General features: G+C 31.1%; 24 protein-coding genes. 19 read left to right on the top strand and 5 right to left on the bottom strand.

The annotated features are described in order from the left end of the window. The gene (locus tag BLS89_RS01725) at positions 1 to 291 is read right to left on the bottom strand and encodes a DUF3853 family protein (RefSeq protein WP_092735792.1); all 291 of its coding nucleotides are present in this window, start codon (positions 289 to 291) and stop codon (positions 1 to 3) included. A gap of 3 nt (positions 292 to 294) precedes the next feature. Continuing rightward, complete coding sequence (locus tag BLS89_RS01730) at positions 295 to 504, bottom strand: hypothetical protein (RefSeq protein ID WP_092735922.1); 210 nt, start codon at positions 502 to 504, stop codon at positions 295 to 297. 88 nt (positions 505 to 592) lie between these two features. Here BLS89_RS01730 and BLS89_RS01735 point away from each other — a divergent pair, with 88 nt between their 5' ends. The 18 genes from BLS89_RS01735 (at position 593) to BLS89_RS01810 (ending at position 12526) form a co-directional block, all read left to right on the top strand. Next, positions 593 to 1009 (top strand): transcriptional regulator, encoded by a 417-nt coding sequence (locus tag BLS89_RS01735; protein ID WP_245688787.1) that lies wholly within the window; start codon positions 593 to 595, stop codon positions 1007 to 1009. Next, positions 1006 to 2262, top strand: a complete 1257-nt coding sequence (locus tag BLS89_RS01740) for a site-specific integrase (RefSeq protein ID WP_092735793.1) — start codon at positions 1006 to 1008, stop codon at positions 2260 to 2262. Before BLS89_RS01735 ends, BLS89_RS01740 begins: the two co-directional genes overlap by 4 nt. Positions 2263 to 2586: 324 nt before the next feature. Then, positions 2587 to 3111, top strand: coding sequence for a hypothetical protein (locus BLS89_RS01745; RefSeq protein ID WP_092735794.1), 525 nt, complete (start codon positions 2587 to 2589; stop codon positions 3109 to 3111). A 10-nt stretch (positions 3112 to 3121) separates the two neighbouring features. Further along, positions 3122 to 4036, top strand: coding sequence for a rolling circle replication-associated protein (locus tag BLS89_RS01750; RefSeq protein WP_092735795.1), 915 nt, complete (start codon positions 3122 to 3124; stop codon positions 4034 to 4036). A 9-nt stretch (positions 4037 to 4045) separates the two neighbouring features. Then, a complete protein-coding gene (locus tag BLS89_RS01755) occupies positions 4046 to 4354 on the top strand; it encodes a hypothetical protein (RefSeq protein ID WP_092735796.1) in 309 nt (102 codons plus the stop codon). Between the two features lie 2 nt (positions 4355 to 4356). After that, entirely contained in the window at positions 4357 to 4539 is a 183-nt protein-coding gene (locus BLS89_RS01760; protein WP_092735797.1) for a hypothetical protein, read from the top strand. Positions 4540 to 5238: 699 nt separating this feature from the next. Next, on the top strand, positions 5239 to 5361 hold the full coding sequence (locus BLS89_RS11145) for a hypothetical protein (RefSeq protein WP_262501457.1): 123 nt from the start codon (positions 5239 to 5241) through the stop codon (positions 5359 to 5361). A gap of 85 nt (positions 5362 to 5446) precedes the next feature. Beyond that, on the top strand, positions 5447 to 6097 hold the full coding sequence (locus BLS89_RS01765) for a DUF6266 family protein (RefSeq protein ID WP_092735798.1): 651 nt from the start codon (positions 5447 to 5449) through the stop codon (positions 6095 to 6097). Between the two features lie 73 nt (positions 6098 to 6170). Further along, positions 6171 to 6680: a tyrosine-type recombinase/integrase gene (locus BLS89_RS01770; RefSeq protein ID WP_092735799.1), complete on the top strand. Its 510-nt coding sequence runs from the start codon at positions 6171 to 6173 to the stop codon at positions 6678 to 6680. Positions 6681 to 6819: 139 nt separating this feature from the next. Then, the gene (locus BLS89_RS01775) at positions 6820 to 7302 is read left to right on the top strand and encodes a lysozyme (protein WP_092735800.1); all 483 of its coding nucleotides are present in this window, start codon (positions 6820 to 6822) and stop codon (positions 7300 to 7302) included. A 508-nt stretch (positions 7303 to 7810) separates the two neighbouring features. Then, positions 7811 to 8335 (top strand): hypothetical protein, encoded by a 525-nt coding sequence (locus BLS89_RS01780; RefSeq protein WP_092735794.1) that lies wholly within the window; start codon positions 7811 to 7813, stop codon positions 8333 to 8335. 10 nt (positions 8336 to 8345) lie between these two features. Continuing rightward, positions 8346 to 9260 carry a rolling circle replication-associated protein gene (locus BLS89_RS01785; RefSeq protein WP_092735795.1) on the top strand — a complete coding sequence of 305 codons (915 nt, stop codon included), beginning with the start codon at positions 8346 to 8348 and terminating at the stop codon, positions 9258 to 9260. Between the two features lie 9 nt (positions 9261 to 9269). Continuing rightward, positions 9270 to 9578 carry a hypothetical protein gene (locus tag BLS89_RS01790; protein ID WP_092735796.1) on the top strand — a complete coding sequence of 103 codons (309 nt, stop codon included), beginning with the start codon at positions 9270 to 9272 and terminating at the stop codon, positions 9576 to 9578. A 2-nt stretch (positions 9579 to 9580) separates the two neighbouring features. After that, positions 9581 to 9763: a hypothetical protein gene (locus tag BLS89_RS01795; RefSeq protein ID WP_092735797.1), complete on the top strand. Its 183-nt coding sequence runs from the start codon at positions 9581 to 9583 to the stop codon at positions 9761 to 9763. Positions 9764 to 10462: 699 nt separating this feature from the next. Further along, complete coding sequence (locus tag BLS89_RS11150; RefSeq protein WP_262501457.1) at positions 10463 to 10585, top strand: hypothetical protein; 123 nt, start codon at positions 10463 to 10465, stop codon at positions 10583 to 10585. Between the two features lie 85 nt (positions 10586 to 10670). Then, positions 10671 to 11321, top strand: a complete 651-nt coding sequence (locus BLS89_RS01800; RefSeq protein WP_092735798.1) for a DUF6266 family protein — start codon at positions 10671 to 10673, stop codon at positions 11319 to 11321. Positions 11322 to 11394: 73 nt separating this feature from the next. Beyond that, complete coding sequence (locus tag BLS89_RS01805; RefSeq protein WP_092735799.1) at positions 11395 to 11904, top strand: tyrosine-type recombinase/integrase; 510 nt, start codon at positions 11395 to 11397, stop codon at positions 11902 to 11904. Between the two features lie 139 nt (positions 11905 to 12043). Beyond that, positions 12044 to 12526 (top strand): lysozyme, encoded by a 483-nt coding sequence (locus tag BLS89_RS01810; RefSeq protein WP_092735800.1) that lies wholly within the window; start codon positions 12044 to 12046, stop codon positions 12524 to 12526. Between the two features lie 586 nt (positions 12527 to 13112). Here BLS89_RS01810 and BLS89_RS01815 read toward each other — a convergent pair. From BLS89_RS01815 to BLS89_RS01825, 3 genes are all read right to left on the bottom strand, one after another. Continuing rightward, positions 13113 to 13580, bottom strand: a complete 468-nt coding sequence (locus tag BLS89_RS01815) for a hypothetical protein (RefSeq protein ID WP_092735801.1) — start codon at positions 13578 to 13580, stop codon at positions 13113 to 13115. Between the two features lie 93 nt (positions 13581 to 13673). Continuing rightward, positions 13674 to 14324: an HmuY family protein gene (locus tag BLS89_RS01820; RefSeq protein ID WP_143017708.1), complete on the bottom strand. Its 651-nt coding sequence runs from the start codon at positions 14322 to 14324 to the stop codon at positions 13674 to 13676. Between the two features lie 35 nt (positions 14325 to 14359). After that, positions 14360 to 16447, bottom strand: a complete 2088-nt coding sequence (locus BLS89_RS01825) for a TonB-dependent receptor plug domain-containing protein (protein WP_092735924.1) — start codon at positions 16445 to 16447, stop codon at positions 14360 to 14362. Positions 16448 to 16574: 127 nt separating this feature from the next. Here BLS89_RS01825 and BLS89_RS01830 point away from each other — a divergent pair, with 127 nt between their 5' ends. Beyond that, a complete protein-coding gene (locus tag BLS89_RS01830; RefSeq protein ID WP_092735925.1) occupies positions 16575 to 17480 on the top strand; it encodes a DUF6607 family protein in 906 nt (301 codons plus the stop codon). Positions 17481 to 17516 lie beyond the last annotated feature (36 nt).

Genomic DNA, 17516 nt, shown 5'->3' on the forward strand with positions numbered 1-17516 from the left:
CTATTTTTTATTTTTATCAAATAATTCGAGAGCCTTTTTTTTGTCTGTTATTATTATTCTACCATTTTGGCGAATAGCAGGGTCGAAAAGCCCACTCTTTTTATGTTTATAGGCTGTCGTTTTTGAACAACCTAATAATTTTGCTAAACCATCCAATCCATAAACAAACTTCTCTTCAGATAATTTTAATTCCATTTCTAGCTGACTGTTATTAGCCTTACTAGTAGAACTATTTACAATATCTATAAATTCGTTTACCGTTAATTGCCAAATAGGTCTATTATCTTTCATTTTTTAATGTTTTTTTTCAGGTTCAAAAATTTCCTCTTTGCTAAATCCTTTTTCTATATAGAAATTTACAGCTTGATATAGAGTTAATTTTTGACTATTTCGTCGAGCTAACCCTAACACTGATTGCTGCTGAATACCTAGCTCTTTAGCTAGTTCAATACTGAACTCATTATCACTGAGTATTTTTTCTAAAATTAACTTAGTCACTCTCATCTTTTTATTATATTTGCGTTTGAAATTAAAATACATTTATAAATACATTTGCAAATATAGAAATAATTTTTTCTAAAAAAACAAATAAATGGAAAGAAATTTGACTAACATTAAAGAGAGGATATTGTATTACACTGATATAAAAGGCTTTAGCAAAGAGAAATTTTTTGAAGAGTTACAGATTACTTATGGTAATTTTAAGGGAAAAGCTAAAAACCAAGCTCTTAGCTCTGATGTTATAGAAAGAATTATTGCTAAATATGATGATTTAAACCCTGTGTGGTTGCTTACTGGAAAAGGAGAAATGCTCAAAGAAGTGAAAATTGATAACTCAAATTCAAAAGCTGATAATAGTTTTTTGGGAAATAATATAACAGGTAATAATGTTACAATATCAAATAATGATATTTCTAATATAATTGAAATGCATAAAGATTTAGCAGAAAGTCTGAAAATGAGTCAAAACCAAATAAATACTTTATTAGAAATTTTGAAAAATAGATGAAACACCACGCTCAATTTTTATTAGATATAGAAAAAGGAAGGGGAGATGCTCGTCTTCGTTATCGCATAAAATGGAGTGGTAATGTGGTTGCTTTTAATCTGGGTTACAGGGTAGAGATTACTAAATGGAGTTTGGAAACTCAACGGTGTAAAGCCAATACTACACACGGAAAAAAGAAAATACCAGCAAACATTATTAATCGTAAAATACAGCGGTTTGAGGAAGCGAGAGATACTGTTTTTTTAAAATATGAAGCAGGAGGGAAAATTCCGACGGTAGAGGAATTTAGAGAAGCTTTCAATGTCCAAATAGGTAGAAAGAAAAAGGATAACAATAAATTGGGTTTCTGGGAAGTTTTTGATGAGTTTATGATGGAGGAGGGGGGATCAAATCAATGGACGAAAAGTACCTTTAAGAAGTTTTTAAGTATAAAAAATCATCTATTTAATTTCGATTCGGAGCTGAATATCCAAGCTTTCTCTGAGGAAAGGCTCAACGATTATTTGATCTATCTACAACAAGAACTGGAGTTCAAAAATTCAACCATACTAAAAAATATAAGTTTTGTAAAATGGTTCCTGCGTTGGGCTTTCAAAAGAGGATATTTAGAAAATAGCGATTTTGAGAATTTTAATCCTAAGCTCAAAAGTACCCAAAATAAAATCATCTTTTTGACACCAGCCGAATTTCAAAAATTCAGAGCTTTTCAGATTCCTGCAGAAAAAAAGCATTTGGAAAAAATAAGAGATATATTTCTTTTTCAATGTTTTACAGGTTTACGTTATTCTGATGTATTCAATCTTCGCAGAAGTGATATAAAAAATAATATCATAGAGATCACAACAATGAAAACATCAGATAGTTTAAGAATAGAACTAAATAATCATAGTAAAGGTATACTTAACAAATACAAAGAAATATATTTTAAACAAGACAAAGCTCTTCCGGTAATCAGCAATCAAAAGATGAACGAATACCTTAAAGAATTAGCAGAGCTGGCTGGAATAGACGAGCCTATTCGTCAAACCTATTACAAGGGTAATAAGCGTATTGATGAAATATTTCCGAAGTTTGCCTTGCTTGGCACACACGCTGGTCGTCGGACTTTTATTTGTAATGCCTTGTCTTTGGGAATTCCTCCACAAGTCGTTATGAAATGGACGGGACATAGCGATTACAAAGCAATGAAACCTTATATTGATATTGCCGATGAAGTCAAAGCCAATGCAATGGAAAGATTTAACCAGATTTAGTTTTTAGAAAGTCCCTAATAATAAAAACAGGGACTAAAATTGGTTTAATTAAATGAAACTTAATAAAACTTAATGATATTATTTTTTTTCCAACTGATTGATAAACAGATTTTAAATGTTTCAATGAACCTTAATGATATAAAAGTTACAATCCCGTATTCTCCACATTTTTTTGTAGACAACAGGTTTTGACGGCATCTTTGTATGCTGTCTTTTTTTTAGATTGTTTTCCAATATCACTATTTAACATAATATAAATTATAGGATTTTAAGGCGCAAGATTTTACAGATATAAATTTTAGTTTAACAAACTAAAATAATATTATGTACAGAGTAAAATTTATTGATGCAAAAGAACATTATCAAAGAGTTCCCAAAAATGAAAGATATCATATTCATTTAGGTTATGGTGTTATTTTGAAATTTAGTACGCAAAAAAATGCGTATGATTACGGAGTAAAATTGGGAAAATTCTACAGAGAAATATATGCATATCTCTGTTTGATAAATGAAAGCTTGTACAGATTTGAAATCACAAGCCTACACACAAAAAAAATATCAGAAAAAACATTTACAGATTACCAAGAGTTAAATATGCATATCAAAAACAAACTTGCACTTCTTGACTATCAAAAAAACGAAATTTTTGCGGGATATGAATTAGATAAAAAAGTATCTAATTTGGTATATATGATTGAGGATAAATTAAATTATTTAAAAAGGTATCACGGTGCATCATTTTCGGCTCAAGCAAAGATAATAGAAAGAATTTTAATTATTCGGGAGGAATTATTTAATACCAGCGGAAAAGAAAATGATTTAAAAAATTTGAATTTAACCATAATATAACTATATAGCTATGTTTTACAAGTTATCACGCTTAGGCATTGCAGAGATTAGAACACAATCCAAAAATTCACAGCACGGCGGAAGCTCATTATTTAAGTCTTGGAAAGGCTTGTTAATAAAAAAAGAAGCCTCAAAAAGCAAAGATATAATTAAGAAAATGGAAAGCGATGCGATGAAAAAAATTGAAAAAGACAATCAAAAAAAAGAATATCAGTTAAGAAAATTTAAAATAAGAAATAAAATAATGAATTTTTTTAGCTTGAAATCATCTCGTAAATTTTGTGCATTCTATACAGTTACCTTTCCGTTAAATATACCTGATGAAATAGCTTACAAATTATTAAATACTTGGCTTACAAGATGTAGAAAATTACAAGGGTTAAAATCTTATTTATGGGTAGCGGAAAGACAAAAAAATGGTACTCTACATTTCCACCTAATTACAAATAATTATATGAATATAAGAGAAGTTAATGAGTATATGAAAATAGCCCTCAAGAATGCCAAAAAAAAAGATTTATTATATTGCGAGGATAAAGTTTTAGAAAAATATAACGGAGTAGATGTTGATAATTTGTATCATTCAAAAAGGCATAAGAAAAAAAATAAAAGGCTGTCAAAAATAGAAGCTCAAAGAAAGTTAATGTATTATTTATCGAAATATGTAACTAAAAATGAAACGAAAAGCAAAAAGTTACCATGGCATTGTTCTCGCGACATTTCAGCGTTATTTATATCTGTAAATTATTCGGAATATTCAGAAAATGAAATTTTTAAATTAGTATCCGATAATCCAGAAGCCGTTAAATCTTTTCACAATGAATATTTTAGTTTTCATTACTTTTTATTTACACCAGAGGAAAAATATTTTGTATCACTAAATGAAATAAATGAAAAAGTTTATCAATATTATAATCAAAATTAAGTTTAAATTATGGAAAAATCAAAAAATCTTTACGGACAAATCAATTTTGACGAGCTTATAAATGCCGTTAGAAGTGGAAAAGTGAAAACAAGTATAGTAACAAAAAAAGATGGTACAAAATTTAGAGCTATCAATGTAAATGTATGGATAAATGAAGTACCAAAATTTGGACAAGATGCAAGTATTACCACGCAAAACAAAAAGGAATATAAAGAGGAAAAAAATTACTATATTGGCAATCTCAAATTTATTGAGAGTAAAGTAAAAGAAGCCAGTCCCGATGACTTCGAGGAAGATAATTATTTTGAAATGTTATAAAAATGAAAAAAAAGATAAAAAAAGCTGTTATAATAACTTTAGCTGTATCAATTATTTGTAATATATTTTTATTGTGGAAGCTCAAAAGAATGACAGAAATTAGTACAGGACAAGAGAGAATTTTTACACAAGTTGCTGATAGCTTGGATATGTACAGAAAAAAATATAATAACTATTATAAATAGAGCGTAAAAAAAAGAAGCAGTTTGTCTTGCTTTTTGTATTATGGCACTCCGTGCCATAATACAAAAACCGCTTTAAAAATTTTTTTTTATTTTTATATCGGCGGAGCTGAAAAACCATTTGTTCCAGTTTTACAGCTCCGCTCTCTTATACGGGGGTTATATGGTGTTCGCTCTCGTATGCGAGCTCTGCAGGGCTACAGCATCCGCAAGGGTAACACAAAGCTCCACTTCGTTACGCCCTTGCGTATGCTTTCACCCTTTGTGTCACATACTTCGGCTCACCCGCTGGCATTCCACTCCACTGCGTTGCGTGTACTGCACAGCTTATTGTTTCGGCGTGCCGCTTTGTCGTGCTGGAAGCCACAAATTATTTATGCGTAGCCCTTTGAGGGCATACGCCCATAGGCGTGGCATTTCAGTTTCGTGGCTGGTTACTACAGCCTTGAAGAGCTTCCGCACCAGCCACTACACGCCAGCACTCTGCACGCACTGCCACCCAGCCAACAACTGGGGGCATTTTTTTCCCCAGCCTCAAAAAAGCCAGCAACGAAAAAAAACGCCCCCTCTCCTATCCCATTGGGTGGCAGTTAAAGGCACGCATAACCCCCGTATAAGAGAGCGGAGCTCTCCAAAAAAAACAAAGTTTTTTTTGGGTATATGACAAAATGACATATATTTGCAGGACAAAATGACATAGTTATGAAAGAAACAATTTTTAAAATAGTAGTGTCAATACTGGAAAGAATAGTATTGGATTTAGTAGATGACGGGAAAATAAATAATTCTATCGACCAAAAAAAAAATAGCAATTTAGGGAATTAGCTCCGAAGCAACTCCGCTCGTCGCATTCCGGAAATTGTGACAACAAGTTAAGAATAGTAATATTAACTAATTAAATTTATAAGTTATGGCAATAGTAGATAGTATTATCTTAGGCAGAGCTAAGGGCTCTATTGGAAATGTAACCCTTGCAACAGTTAAAGGGAGAGTAATTGCAAAACAAAAGGCAACTATTGTAAGTAATCCAAATACCCAAGCACAACAAGCGCAAAGAAACAAGTTGGCGAAGGCGGTATTAGCATGGCAAGCTGTGGGAAATTATGTAAAAAGTGGATGGACTTCATTGCTACCTTTTTGTTCGCAATACCAAACATACACATCCAAAAATATGCACGGATTTGCAAGCAAAGATTTTAATGAGGATAGAGTAACAGGGGAAGATTTAAAAGGCAGTTTAGCAACATATGGAAAATTAGGCACATTAAAATACACAGCATCCGCAGATGATACAGATAGTATAACTGTTACATTTGATAAAACAAGTCTTGAAAATATCGCTAAAGTGGGTGATAAAATTAAAATGGTAGCTACAAATGTAAATGATGAGAATATATCTTATTCAGAGATTGAAGTAGATACAGCCTTATTATCTGCGGGTACACCCTCAAAATCTTTTGAAAATTTACACCTCGCCCAAAATACAAGGGTCATTTTAGCTGTGTGGCTTGAGGGAGCAGATGGAAAAGAAAGCACCACAGCAAAGTTTATAGAAATTTAAAAAAAAACATATTGTGATTCATTGATGAGGTTGGATAGTAATTTCCAGCCTTTTTTTAAATAAAAAAAACAAGATGAAAAACAAAATAATATTAGATAATAAAATTATTGATTACGTATGTCAAGAGCTAAGAGATAGAATAGAAAAAAAATATCCACCTTATAAATCTTATATTAATTTTATCTATGAGTATGGTTGTCGCATTAACGAGCTTTTTGACTTCCGAATATCTTACAATGCCGAAATTAATAAAGTAGAAATAATACCCCAGAAAAAAAACAACACTAGAATATTAGAGGTTACGAAGCCGGAAGTATTGAAGTGGATAGAAGAAATAAATATGACACAGCCATTATTTCATCTCAATAAGAGGAATTTGCAACGGATAATAGAGGTAGAAATGCCTATAAATGGGTTAATGTGTGGAAATAAAAAAATTGGAGGGCATATTTTCCGACATAATTACATTAAGAAAATGGAAGAAAAAGGTTATTCAATTGAAAAAATGGATTTGATAATGGGATACACCACACAATCCGTTGCAAATACTTATGCAGTTAGTGAAATTTATTATAAAAATTAAGGATGAGAAATATAATAATTATATTAAATGAAAGTGAGAAAGCGCTAGATAACTATAATAGTTTGCTTCTAGCAGTGCTCATTATTCTAATGATTGGTAAAGCTATAGACAATAATTTAAATAATAAAAAATAAAAAAAATGAATACAAAAGAAATATTACAAGAAGCAACAAAAATAATTTGCGAATTTGAAGGCTTTCGCGAGTATGCATATAAAGATAGTGCAGGTGTATGGACAATAGGATATGGACAAACAAATACAATACACGGCGGAAAAATACATGAATACCAGAGGATAAAAAAGGAGGAAGCCCTATATTTTGTACAAGAAAAAGTCGAGAAAATATACTATAATATAATGGGGAGAATTAGTATACCATTGCAAAAATCTCAATATATAGCTCTCATTTCTTTAATTTATAATATTGGTGAGAGTGCTTTCAATCGCTCTATTCTACTAAAAAAAATTAACAGAGAGTATGAAATACAAGATATAAAAAAAGAATGGTTAAGATGGAGTTATGTAAAAGGTATCTGGAATAAAGCTTTATATAAAAGAAGAGTAAAGGAATTCAACATATATATATCGGAAAAACAAAGCTGTATAAATTTTGATAGTTGAAATTTATTTGTATCTTTGTCGTACCTAAGTGAATGATAAAAAAGCTCTGCAGGGGTGCAACTTAATAACAATAACTTAGGTGTGGAATACGCAGAAAAAAAAGACAGTTATTTAAAGCTGTCTTTTTTTTGTTTACAAAAATAAAATTCTCAATTACTGCGGTTTCACGTATTGTAAAAAAAACCCATATACATAGAGCTGGAGCGCTCTCATATTATGGATTTATCTAATACTTCATTTTTCAAACTCTATACATTAATATGACAAATAGACATTTAAAAAATTCTTTTTTGACATTTTGTCCTCGTAATATTGCAGTGTGAAAATTGAAGAGTATAGAAAATATTTATACAATATTTAACATTCCAAACTATAATTTACCTCTGTAAAAGAATAGCTAACAAGATGAAAAACAAATACCTTTAATTTTAGATAATATAAATTATAGGATTTTAAGGCGCAAGATTTTACAGATATAAATTTTAGTTTAACAAACTAAAATAATATTATGTACAGAGTAAAATTTATTGATGCAAAAGAACATTATCAAAGAGTTCCCAAAAATGAAAGATATCATATTCATTTAGGTTATGGTGTTATTTTGAAATTTAGTACGCAAAAAAATGCGTATGATTACGGAGTAAAATTGGGAAAATTCTACAGAGAAATATATGCATATCTCTGTTTGATAAATGAAAGCTTGTACAGATTTGAAATCACAAGCCTACACACAAAAAAAATATCAGAAAAAACATTTACAGATTACCAAGAGTTAAATATGCATATCAAAAACAAACTTGCACTTCTTGACTATCAAAAAAACGAAATTTTTGCGGGATATGAATTAGATAAAAAAGTATCTAATTTGGTATATATGATTGAGGATAAATTAAATTATTTAAAAAGGTATCACGGTGCATCATTTTCGGCTCAAGCAAAGATAATAGAAAGAATTTTAATTATTCGGGAGGAATTATTTAATACCAGCGGAAAAGAAAATGATTTAAAAAATTTGAATTTAACCATAATATAACTATATAGCTATGTTTTACAAGTTATCACGCTTAGGCATTGCAGAGATTAGAACACAATCCAAAAATTCACAGCACGGCGGAAGCTCATTATTTAAGTCTTGGAAAGGCTTGTTAATAAAAAAAGAAGCCTCAAAAAGCAAAGATATAATTAAGAAAATGGAAAGCGATGCGATGAAAAAAATTGAAAAAGACAATCAAAAAAAAGAATATCAGTTAAGAAAATTTAAAATAAGAAATAAAATAATGAATTTTTTTAGCTTGAAATCATCTCGTAAATTTTGTGCATTCTATACAGTTACCTTTCCGTTAAATATACCTGATGAAATAGCTTACAAATTATTAAATACTTGGCTTACAAGATGTAGAAAATTACAAGGGTTAAAATCTTATTTATGGGTAGCGGAAAGACAAAAAAATGGTACTCTACATTTCCACCTAATTACAAATAATTATATGAATATAAGAGAAGTTAATGAGTATATGAAAATAGCCCTCAAGAATGCCAAAAAAAAAGATTTATTATATTGCGAGGATAAAGTTTTAGAAAAATATAACGGAGTAGATGTTGATAATTTGTATCATTCAAAAAGGCATAAGAAAAAAAATAAAAGGCTGTCAAAAATAGAAGCTCAAAGAAAGTTAATGTATTATTTATCGAAATATGTAACTAAAAATGAAACGAAAAGCAAAAAGTTACCATGGCATTGTTCTCGCGACATTTCAGCGTTATTTATATCTGTAAATTATTCGGAATATTCAGAAAATGAAATTTTTAAATTAGTATCCGATAATCCAGAAGCCGTTAAATCTTTTCACAATGAATATTTTAGTTTTCATTACTTTTTATTTACACCAGAGGAAAAATATTTTGTATCACTAAATGAAATAAATGAAAAAGTTTATCAATATTATAATCAAAATTAAGTTTAAATTATGGAAAAATCAAAAAATCTTTACGGACAAATCAATTTTGACGAGCTTATAAATGCCGTTAGAAGTGGAAAAGTGAAAACAAGTATAGTAACAAAAAAAGATGGTACAAAATTTAGAGCTATCAATGTAAATGTATGGATAAATGAAGTACCAAAATTTGGACAAGATGCAAGTATTACCACGCAAAACAAAAAGGAATATAAAGAGGAAAAAAATTACTATATTGGCAATCTCAAATTTATTGAGAGTAAAGTAAAAGAAGCCAGTCCCGATGACTTCGAGGAAGATAATTATTTTGAAATGTTATAAAAATGAAAAAAAAGATAAAAAAAGCTGTTATAATAACTTTAGCTGTATCAATTATTTGTAATATATTTTTATTGTGGAAGCTCAAAAGAATGACAGAAATTAGTACAGGACAAGAGAGAATTTTTACACAAGTTGCTGATAGCTTGGATATGTACAGAAAAAAATATAATAACTATTATAAATAGAGCGTAAAAAAAAGAAGCAGTTTGTCTTGCTTTTTGTATTATGGCACTCCGTGCCATAATACAAAAACCGCTTTAAAAATTTTTTTTTATTTTTATATCGGCGGAGCTGAAAAACCATTTGTTCCAGTTTTACAGCTCCGCTCTCTTATACGGGGGTTATATGGTGTTCGCTCTCGTATGCGAGCTCTGCAGGGCTACAGCATCCGCAAGGGTAACACAAAGCTCCACTTCGTTACGCCCTTGCGTATGCTTTCACCCTTTGTGTCACATACTTCGGCTCACCCGCTGGCATTCCACTCCACTGCGTTGCGTGTACTGCACAGCTTATTGTTTCGGCGTGCCGCTTTGTCGTGCTGGAAGCCACAAATTATTTATGCGTAGCCCTTTGAGGGCATACGCCCATAGGCGTGGCATTTCAGTTTCGTGGCTGGTTACTACAGCCTTGAAGAGCTTCCGCACCAGCCACTACACGCCAGCACTCTGCACGCACTGCCACCCAGCCAACAACTGGGGGCATTTTTTTCCCCAGCCTCAAAAAAGCCAGCAACGAAAAAAAACGCCCCCTCTCCTATCCCATTGGGTGGCAGTTAAAGGCACGCATAACCCCCGTATAAGAGAGCGGAGCTCTCCAAAAAAAACAAAGTTTTTTTTGGGTATATGACAAAATGACATATATTTGCAGGACAAAATGACATAGTTATGAAAGAAACAATTTTTAAAATAGTAGTGTCAATACTGGAAAGAATAGTATTGGATTTAGTAGATGACGGGAAAATAAATAATTCTATCGACCAAAAAAAAAATAGCAATTTAGGGAATTAGCTCCGAAGCAACTCCGCTCGTCGCATTCCGGAAATTGTGACAACAAGTTAAGAATAGTAATATTAACTAATTAAATTTATAAGTTATGGCAATAGTAGATAGTATTATCTTAGGCAGAGCTAAGGGCTCTATTGGAAATGTAACCCTTGCAACAGTTAAAGGGAGAGTAATTGCAAAACAAAAGGCAACTATTGTAAGTAATCCAAATACCCAAGCACAACAAGCGCAAAGAAACAAGTTGGCGAAGGCGGTATTAGCATGGCAAGCTGTGGGAAATTATGTAAAAAGTGGATGGACTTCATTGCTACCTTTTTGTTCGCAATACCAAACATACACATCCAAAAATATGCACGGATTTGCAAGCAAAGATTTTAATGAGGATAGAGTAACAGGGGAAGATTTAAAAGGCAGTTTAGCAACATATGGAAAATTAGGCACATTAAAATACACAGCATCCGCAGATGATACAGATAGTATAACTGTTACATTTGATAAAACAAGTCTTGAAAATATCGCTAAAGTGGGTGATAAAATTAAAATGGTAGCTACAAATGTAAATGATGAGAATATATCTTATTCAGAGATTGAAGTAGATACAGCCTTATTATCTGCGGGTACACCCTCAAAATCTTTTGAAAATTTACACCTCGCCCAAAATACAAGGGTCATTTTAGCTGTGTGGCTTGAGGGAGCAGATGGAAAAGAAAGCACCACAGCAAAGTTTATAGAAATTTAAAAAAAAACATATTGTGATTCATTGATGAGGTTGGATAGTAATTTCCAGCCTTTTTTTAAATAAAAAAAACAAGATGAAAAACAAAATAATATTAGATAATAAAATTATTGATTACGTATGTCAAGAGCTAAGAGATAGAATAGAAAAAAAATATCCACCTTATAAATCTTATATTAATTTTATCTATGAGTATGGTTGTCGCATTAACGAGCTTTTTGACTTCCGAATATCTTACAATGCCGAAATTAATAAAGTAGAAATAATACCCCAGAAAAAAAACAACACTAGAATATTAGAGGTTACGAAGCCGGAAGTATTGAAGTGGATAGAAGAAATAAATATGACACAGCCATTATTTCATCTCAATAAGAGGAATTTGCAACGGATAATAGAGGTAGAAATGCCTATAAATGGGTTAATGTGTGGAAATAAAAAAATTGGAGGGCATATTTTCCGACATAATTACATTAAGAAAATGGAAGAAAAAGGTTATTCAATTGAAAAAATGGATTTGATAATGGGATACACCACACAATCCGTTGCAAATACTTATGCAGTTAGTGAAATTTATTATAAAAATTAAGGATGAGAAATATAATAATTATATTAAATGAAAGTGAGAAAGCGCTAGATAACTATAATAGTTTGCTTCTAGCAGTGCTCATTATTCTAATGATTGGTAAAGCTATAGACAATAATTTAAATAATAAAAAATAAAAAAAATGAATACAAAAGAAATATTACAAGAAGCAACAAAAATAATTTGCGAATTTGAAGGCTTTCGCGAGTATGCATATAAAGATAGTGCAGGTGTATGGACAATAGGATATGGACAAACAAATACAATACACGGCGGAAAAATACATGAATACCAGAGGATAAAAAAGGAGGAAGCCCTATATTTTGTACAAGAAAAAGTCGAGAAAATATACTATAATATAATGGGGAGAATTAGTATACCATTGCAAAAATCTCAATATATAGCTCTCATTTCTTTAATTTATAATATTGGTGAGAGTGCTTTCAATCGCTCTATTCTACTAAAAAAAATTAACAGAGAGTATGAAATACAAGATATAAAAAAAGAATGGTTAAGATGGAGTTATGTAAAAGGTATCTGGAATAAAGCTTTATATAAAAGAAGAGTAAAGGAATTCAACATATATATATCGGAAAAACAAAGCTGTATAAATTTTGATAGTTGAAATTTATTTGTATCTTTGTCGTACCTAAGTGAATGATAAAAAAGCTCTGCAGGGGTGCAACTTAATAACAATAACTTAGGTGTGGAATACGCAGAAAAAAAAGACAGTTATTTAAAGCTGTCTTTTTTTTGTTTACAAAAATAAAATTCTCAATTACTGCGGTTTCACGTATTGTAAAAAAAACCCATATACATAGAGCTGGAGCGCTCTCATATTATGGATTTATCTAATACTTCATTTTTCAAACTCTATACATTAATATGACAAATAGACATTTAAAAAATTCTTTTTTGACATTTTGTCCTCGTAATATTGCAGTGTGAAAATTGAAGAGTATAGAAAATATTTATACAATATTTAACATTCCAAACTATAATTTACCTCTGTAAAAGAATAGCTAACAAGATGAAAAACAAATACCTTTAATTTTAGATAATATAAATTATAAGACTAGTATTTAGAATTTCGATATTTGTTATTTTGTTTCTTTCTTTGTTTATTTTTTCATCTATAAATCAAAGGGCTTATAGATTTTTATAAGCCCTTTCTTTAGATTGATAAAATAACAGATTAGAAAAATTAGTTTTTATTTTTTTGTATAAATATTCCAGCCGTGATTTTCTTTATTATCATCTGCTGGTCTAGCGAATTTGTCAGCGTCTGATTTTGTTTCAAATTCAGCTTTGTAAATCATTGTACTCTTGCTTGTGATATCTTTTAGAAACATTGCATAGTATTTGCCTTTTTTACTATCCACTCCTTCAAGAACAATTTTTTTAGTTTTAGAATCATAACTTACTACTTTCATTCTATATTTAGTATTGTACGCTTTCCCTTTCATTTCCTGAAGTACAATCGTATTACTAAATGTAATTGTTGATTTTTCTGTTCCCAATCCGGGAATTTCAAAATCCCATTCATATACTCCGGATACTGGTAAATTCAGAGCCGTTGATATTTCTATTTTGCTGTCATTATTTCTATTATGTGCTGCAACAGAAAATGAAAATGTAATAGCCAAAAGCAAAGCGGCTGAAAATGAAATCTTTTTCATAATAAATTATATTTTATTGTTAAGTTTTTATTTTATTTATCAGGGTGTCCAATACACTTTAAAGACACCCTGATATTGAAAAAAATGAAAAAATCATCTACTAAACACTTTAATATCAGGGATTTCCTGATAGGCATATTCAAAATTATAATACCCTGATGATAATAGTGTTTTATCATAAGTAGGTATTTCGTTGTCTTTATAATAACTCGTAATTTTTATTTTTGCAAAATGTTTACCATCCCCTGTTCTTAGTACTATTGTTTTTGGCAAAGCAAAAACATTGTGTGTGTTTTTGTCATACTGGCACCAGCTTTTTCCATCGGTTACATCACTTGGAATGGCCAATTTTTGTTCCGAATTATCTTTTCTTAAAAGTGCTATAGAAACAAGAGAATTTACGGTTTCATATGGCTTATCCAATAGAGCAGCTCCTCCATTTCCAGTTCTTATATTACCTCCGTTAATGATAATTTTTGTTCCCTGGAAACCTATATCCCATTTATCCGTATCAATTTCTGTTAATGGGATAGTATCATGCTTTGCCAGACTGTATAATTTATAACGATTAGGATTAAACTGACTACCAGGACCTGCATATCCAGGTGCTGCTTTGAGGTTCCTTACAGTCTCTACTCTTACAGATTCTGATAGCTGCTCCTCTGTTATTACATCGTCTTCTTCTCTCGAGCAGGAGTTCATTGCTAATGTTAGTAGCGATAAACCTAAAATATATTTTTTCATAATCATTCTATTATTCGTTATGAGTTAAATTTAGACTAAAATTCCATTTTAAGAGTTACCCAATATAATCTTCCTAAAAGCTCGGGATTATATTTGTCGTTCCTATAATTGAGTATATTATCTACACTCAGCTGGGTAGTAAATTTATTCCAAAACTTTTGCCCGACAGAGCCATTTAATAAAAAGTAACCAGGTGCAAGTTCTGATTTTTTATTGATAATCCCGTTGCCATCTAAATCTGCAAATCCATAAGGGCCTCTATAGATTCCTCTCAGATTAACAAATGTTCCTATCTTGTTATGATAGAATACTTTTGCATTAAAAGTATGTTTACTCCTTGATGGAATACCAAAATAATTTTTCTCTTTAATTCTTATTAACTGACCTTTATCATTTGTTCCGTATAATTTTCTCTGTTTTATTTTGTCTAATACTGCAGGACTTTTTGCTTCCAAATATTGATACCCTCCTGAAAAGTTGATGCTGTTGCATACATTCCAGTTAAGTTCTGCTTCTATTCCTTGCGTAAAAATCTTATCCATATTACGATAAGAGAATACATATTTAGTATTTGTCTTTTGAGCTACGGTAACAGCATTTATAAAGTTCTCAATATTATTCCTGAAAACATTTGCATTGATTTTCAATGTATTGAAAAAGCTAAGTGTACCACCAAAATTAAAAGCCCACGAATTCTCTGCCTTCAATGATGCCTCTAATGTCTCCGGTTGTATAATTACATTGGAAATAAGCCCTTTCGAAGCAAGTTCATTCAGTTTATCTTTAAGAACTAATACACCAAAAACCGAGTAGCCATTGGAAGGATTGCTAAAATTGAGATATAAATTTCCAAAATCAGGAGCTTTGAATCCTCTTCCTGCAGAAGCCCTTAATGTAAGCCAATCCGTTGCTTTAAAGTCCATTGCTAATTTGGGATTAAACTGGGAGCCGTAAGCACTATTTTTATCAAATCTAAACCCTACCTGAATATTCCACCTATTTATAGGCTTATACCCTATCTGAGCTAATCCATAATACTGATGCTGGTGTTTTTTATTCTCATAAAAAACAGGAGATGTAACATCTTGCAATATCCCTCCTATCCCTACTGTAGCCTCTACCCTATCATTCAGCTTGATATTAGTGAAGTTTTCTATTTTTTTATAATTCTCTGTGTATGAGCCGGTATCTTCAGATGTTCCTCTGTCCAAAAATTCTATTTTTCCTTTATTGGAAGTTTGAGTAATGTATGCTCTTAGCACAGATTTAACTCTGGAATTTGGAGTCCAAGATAAAGTAGGTGCAATAGTATAATTCAATGAATTAGAAATCTCATCATATTTTCCAAATTGACTGCTTGTATTATACTCATCACTATGCTCCAAATACATTTTTGAATAAAGTTCTGCCGAGAATTTATCCGAAAACTTATACTTCATATTTCCAGAATAAGTATAAGACTGATACGGCGGCGTAGAAAAAGCGGCTATACCACTTCCTCTTTTTACCTTAAAACCATTAGTGGAATATCGGGACGCCATAAAATTTCCGGAAAAATTATTCTTCACAACATTCAGATCGCCATTTAGTTCATAAGAATAGTTTTTCCCTATGCGGGTATAAATACTACCACTATTAGTGTTGGCATCTTCTGTGATGATGTTTACCACTCCAGCGATAGCATCAGAACCGTATAACGACGAGCTGGGACCTCTCACGACCTCTATTCTTTTTATATTATTGATAGATATTCTTGATAAATCCAATGTGCCTATACCCGGAACACGATCTATGAGAGGCTGCCCATTGACTAACACCAAGGTATATTCCGAATTCAATCCCTGCATTTGAAGACCTGTACCGTGATCTTGTACTAGTACGAGACCCGATTGCTCTTGAAGAACTTGTCCAAGATTTCTACTTCCCGATTGTTCTATTTGCTTCTTGCTTATAATTTCAATGGGAATAGGAACATTTTTAGCTTTTTGTAAAAAAGTATTCCCCGATATTACTACCTGTTCTATATTTTTAGTTTTTATACTATCTTCCTTCTTTTGCTGCCCATAAGATAGATATCCACAAAAAAAAATAACAGATAAAGGTAATAATTTAACATTTTTCATTTTATACGAAATTATTTTTTTTGCAAATTTATACATTTAATTTTACTAATTCTAAATAAAGCAAATGATATTTATCATATTAGTATTTAAAATATTTTTATTTATTTTTGCTAAAAATTTTTTAAAAATGAAAAGTAATAAATCAATTATCGCTGCTCTATTTTTATGCAGCTTAGGTATGAGTGCTCAGAGCAAACAAGATGTTCAATCCATCAAGGATATGACAGGCTGTTATGATGTTACATTTAATTTTGCGGAAACATTTTCCCAAAGCAAGGATTATGTAAGAAAACCAACATCGCAATCTCACGCGGTAGAATGGGTAACCGTAGCAGAAGAAGCTCCGGGTAAAATAGAATTACAACACATTCTTATAGCTGATCCAGACGGAGAAGGAAAAGATGCTATCGTAAAACATTGGAGACAAGACTGGATCTACCAAAACACAGACCTTTACTTGTATGATAAAGATAACCATTGGACTTACAAAAAACTATCTCCAAAAGATGTAAAGGGACAATGGACACAAATAGTTTATCAAGTAGATGATGCTCCTAGATATTCCGGCTCTGGAACTTGGGTGCATGTAGATGGTAAAAACTATTGGGAAAACAACGCTGATGCACCGCTACCGAGAAGAGATAAAACTAAAAGAAATGACTACAATGTAATGAACAGAACCAATAGACAAGAAATATTTGATTGGGGCTGGTTGCATTTCCAAGATAATAAAAAATTAGTAAGAGAAGACGGTAAACCAGATCAACTCATTACAGAGGAAATAGGTAAAGATTACTATAGAAAAACGGATAATGCCAAATGTGCTAAAGCCGTTGCTTACTGGAAAGACTATGCTTCTCTTTGGAAAACCGTGAGAGATACTTGGCAAACAAGAATGGATCAGAAAAAAGATTTGTATGTTTTACCTGCCGTAAAAGATACTCATCTATATGATGCACTTATGAAACTGAATCCTAAACAAAACAAAGAAGCTAAAGTTCTAGTAAATCAATACATTTTAGATAAAAAATAGATTATTTTTCTCATAATTATTTTTATTTATGAAGCC

The sequence above is a fragment of the Riemerella columbipharyngis genome, from assembly GCF_900101995.1.
Classification (GTDB): Bacteria; Bacteroidota; Bacteroidia; order Flavobacteriales; family Weeksellaceae; genus Riemerella; species Riemerella columbipharyngis.

What these genes read in the sequence shown, in the direction of transcription:
- BLS89_RS01725 (WP_092735792.1), bottom strand. Translation starts at nt 291, where the DNA reads ATGAAAGATAATAGACCTATTTGGCAATTAACGGTAAACGAATTTATA.
- BLS89_RS01730 (WP_092735922.1), bottom strand. Translation starts at nt 504, where the DNA reads ATGAGAGTGACTAAGTTAATTTTAGAAAAAATACTCAGTGATAATGAG.
- BLS89_RS01735 (WP_245688787.1), top strand. Translation starts at nt 593, where the DNA reads ATGGAAAGAAATTTGACTAACATTAAAGAGAGGATATTGTATTACACT.
- BLS89_RS01740 (WP_092735793.1), top strand. Translation starts at nt 1,006, where the DNA reads ATGAAACACCACGCTCAATTTTTATTAGATATAGAAAAAGGAAGGGGA.
- BLS89_RS01745 (WP_092735794.1), top strand. Translation starts at nt 2,587, where the DNA reads ATGTACAGAGTAAAATTTATTGATGCAAAAGAACATTATCAAAGAGTT.
- BLS89_RS01750 (WP_092735795.1), top strand. Translation starts at nt 3,122, where the DNA reads ATGTTTTACAAGTTATCACGCTTAGGCATTGCAGAGATTAGAACACAA.
- BLS89_RS01755 (WP_092735796.1), top strand. Translation starts at nt 4,046, where the DNA reads ATGGAAAAATCAAAAAATCTTTACGGACAAATCAATTTTGACGAGCTT.
- BLS89_RS01760 (WP_092735797.1), top strand. Translation starts at nt 4,357, where the DNA reads ATGAAAAAAAAGATAAAAAAAGCTGTTATAATAACTTTAGCTGTATCA.
- BLS89_RS11145 (WP_262501457.1), top strand. Translation starts at nt 5,239, where the DNA reads ATGAAAGAAACAATTTTTAAAATAGTAGTGTCAATACTGGAAAGAATA.
- BLS89_RS01765 (WP_092735798.1), top strand. Translation starts at nt 5,447, where the DNA reads ATGGCAATAGTAGATAGTATTATCTTAGGCAGAGCTAAGGGCTCTATT.
- BLS89_RS01770 (WP_092735799.1), top strand. Translation starts at nt 6,171, where the DNA reads ATGAAAAACAAAATAATATTAGATAATAAAATTATTGATTACGTATGT.
- BLS89_RS01775 (WP_092735800.1), top strand. Translation starts at nt 6,820, where the DNA reads ATGAATACAAAAGAAATATTACAAGAAGCAACAAAAATAATTTGCGAA.
- BLS89_RS01780 (WP_092735794.1), top strand. Translation starts at nt 7,811, where the DNA reads ATGTACAGAGTAAAATTTATTGATGCAAAAGAACATTATCAAAGAGTT.
- BLS89_RS01785 (WP_092735795.1), top strand. Translation starts at nt 8,346, where the DNA reads ATGTTTTACAAGTTATCACGCTTAGGCATTGCAGAGATTAGAACACAA.
- BLS89_RS01790 (WP_092735796.1), top strand. Translation starts at nt 9,270, where the DNA reads ATGGAAAAATCAAAAAATCTTTACGGACAAATCAATTTTGACGAGCTT.
- BLS89_RS01795 (WP_092735797.1), top strand. Translation starts at nt 9,581, where the DNA reads ATGAAAAAAAAGATAAAAAAAGCTGTTATAATAACTTTAGCTGTATCA.
- BLS89_RS11150 (WP_262501457.1), top strand. Translation starts at nt 10,463, where the DNA reads ATGAAAGAAACAATTTTTAAAATAGTAGTGTCAATACTGGAAAGAATA.
- BLS89_RS01800 (WP_092735798.1), top strand. Translation starts at nt 10,671, where the DNA reads ATGGCAATAGTAGATAGTATTATCTTAGGCAGAGCTAAGGGCTCTATT.
- BLS89_RS01805 (WP_092735799.1), top strand. Translation starts at nt 11,395, where the DNA reads ATGAAAAACAAAATAATATTAGATAATAAAATTATTGATTACGTATGT.
- BLS89_RS01810 (WP_092735800.1), top strand. Translation starts at nt 12,044, where the DNA reads ATGAATACAAAAGAAATATTACAAGAAGCAACAAAAATAATTTGCGAA.
- BLS89_RS01815 (WP_092735801.1), bottom strand. Translation starts at nt 13,580, where the DNA reads ATGAAAAAGATTTCATTTTCAGCCGCTTTGCTTTTGGCTATTACATTT.
- BLS89_RS01820 (WP_143017708.1), bottom strand. Translation starts at nt 14,324, where the DNA reads ATGAAAAAATATATTTTAGGTTTATCGCTACTAACATTAGCAATGAAC.
- BLS89_RS01825 (WP_092735924.1), bottom strand. Translation starts at nt 16,447, where the DNA reads ATGAAAAATGTTAAATTATTACCTTTATCTGTTATTTTTTTTTGTGGA.
- BLS89_RS01830 (WP_092735925.1), top strand. Translation starts at nt 16,575, where the DNA reads ATGAAAAGTAATAAATCAATTATCGCTGCTCTATTTTTATGCAGCTTA.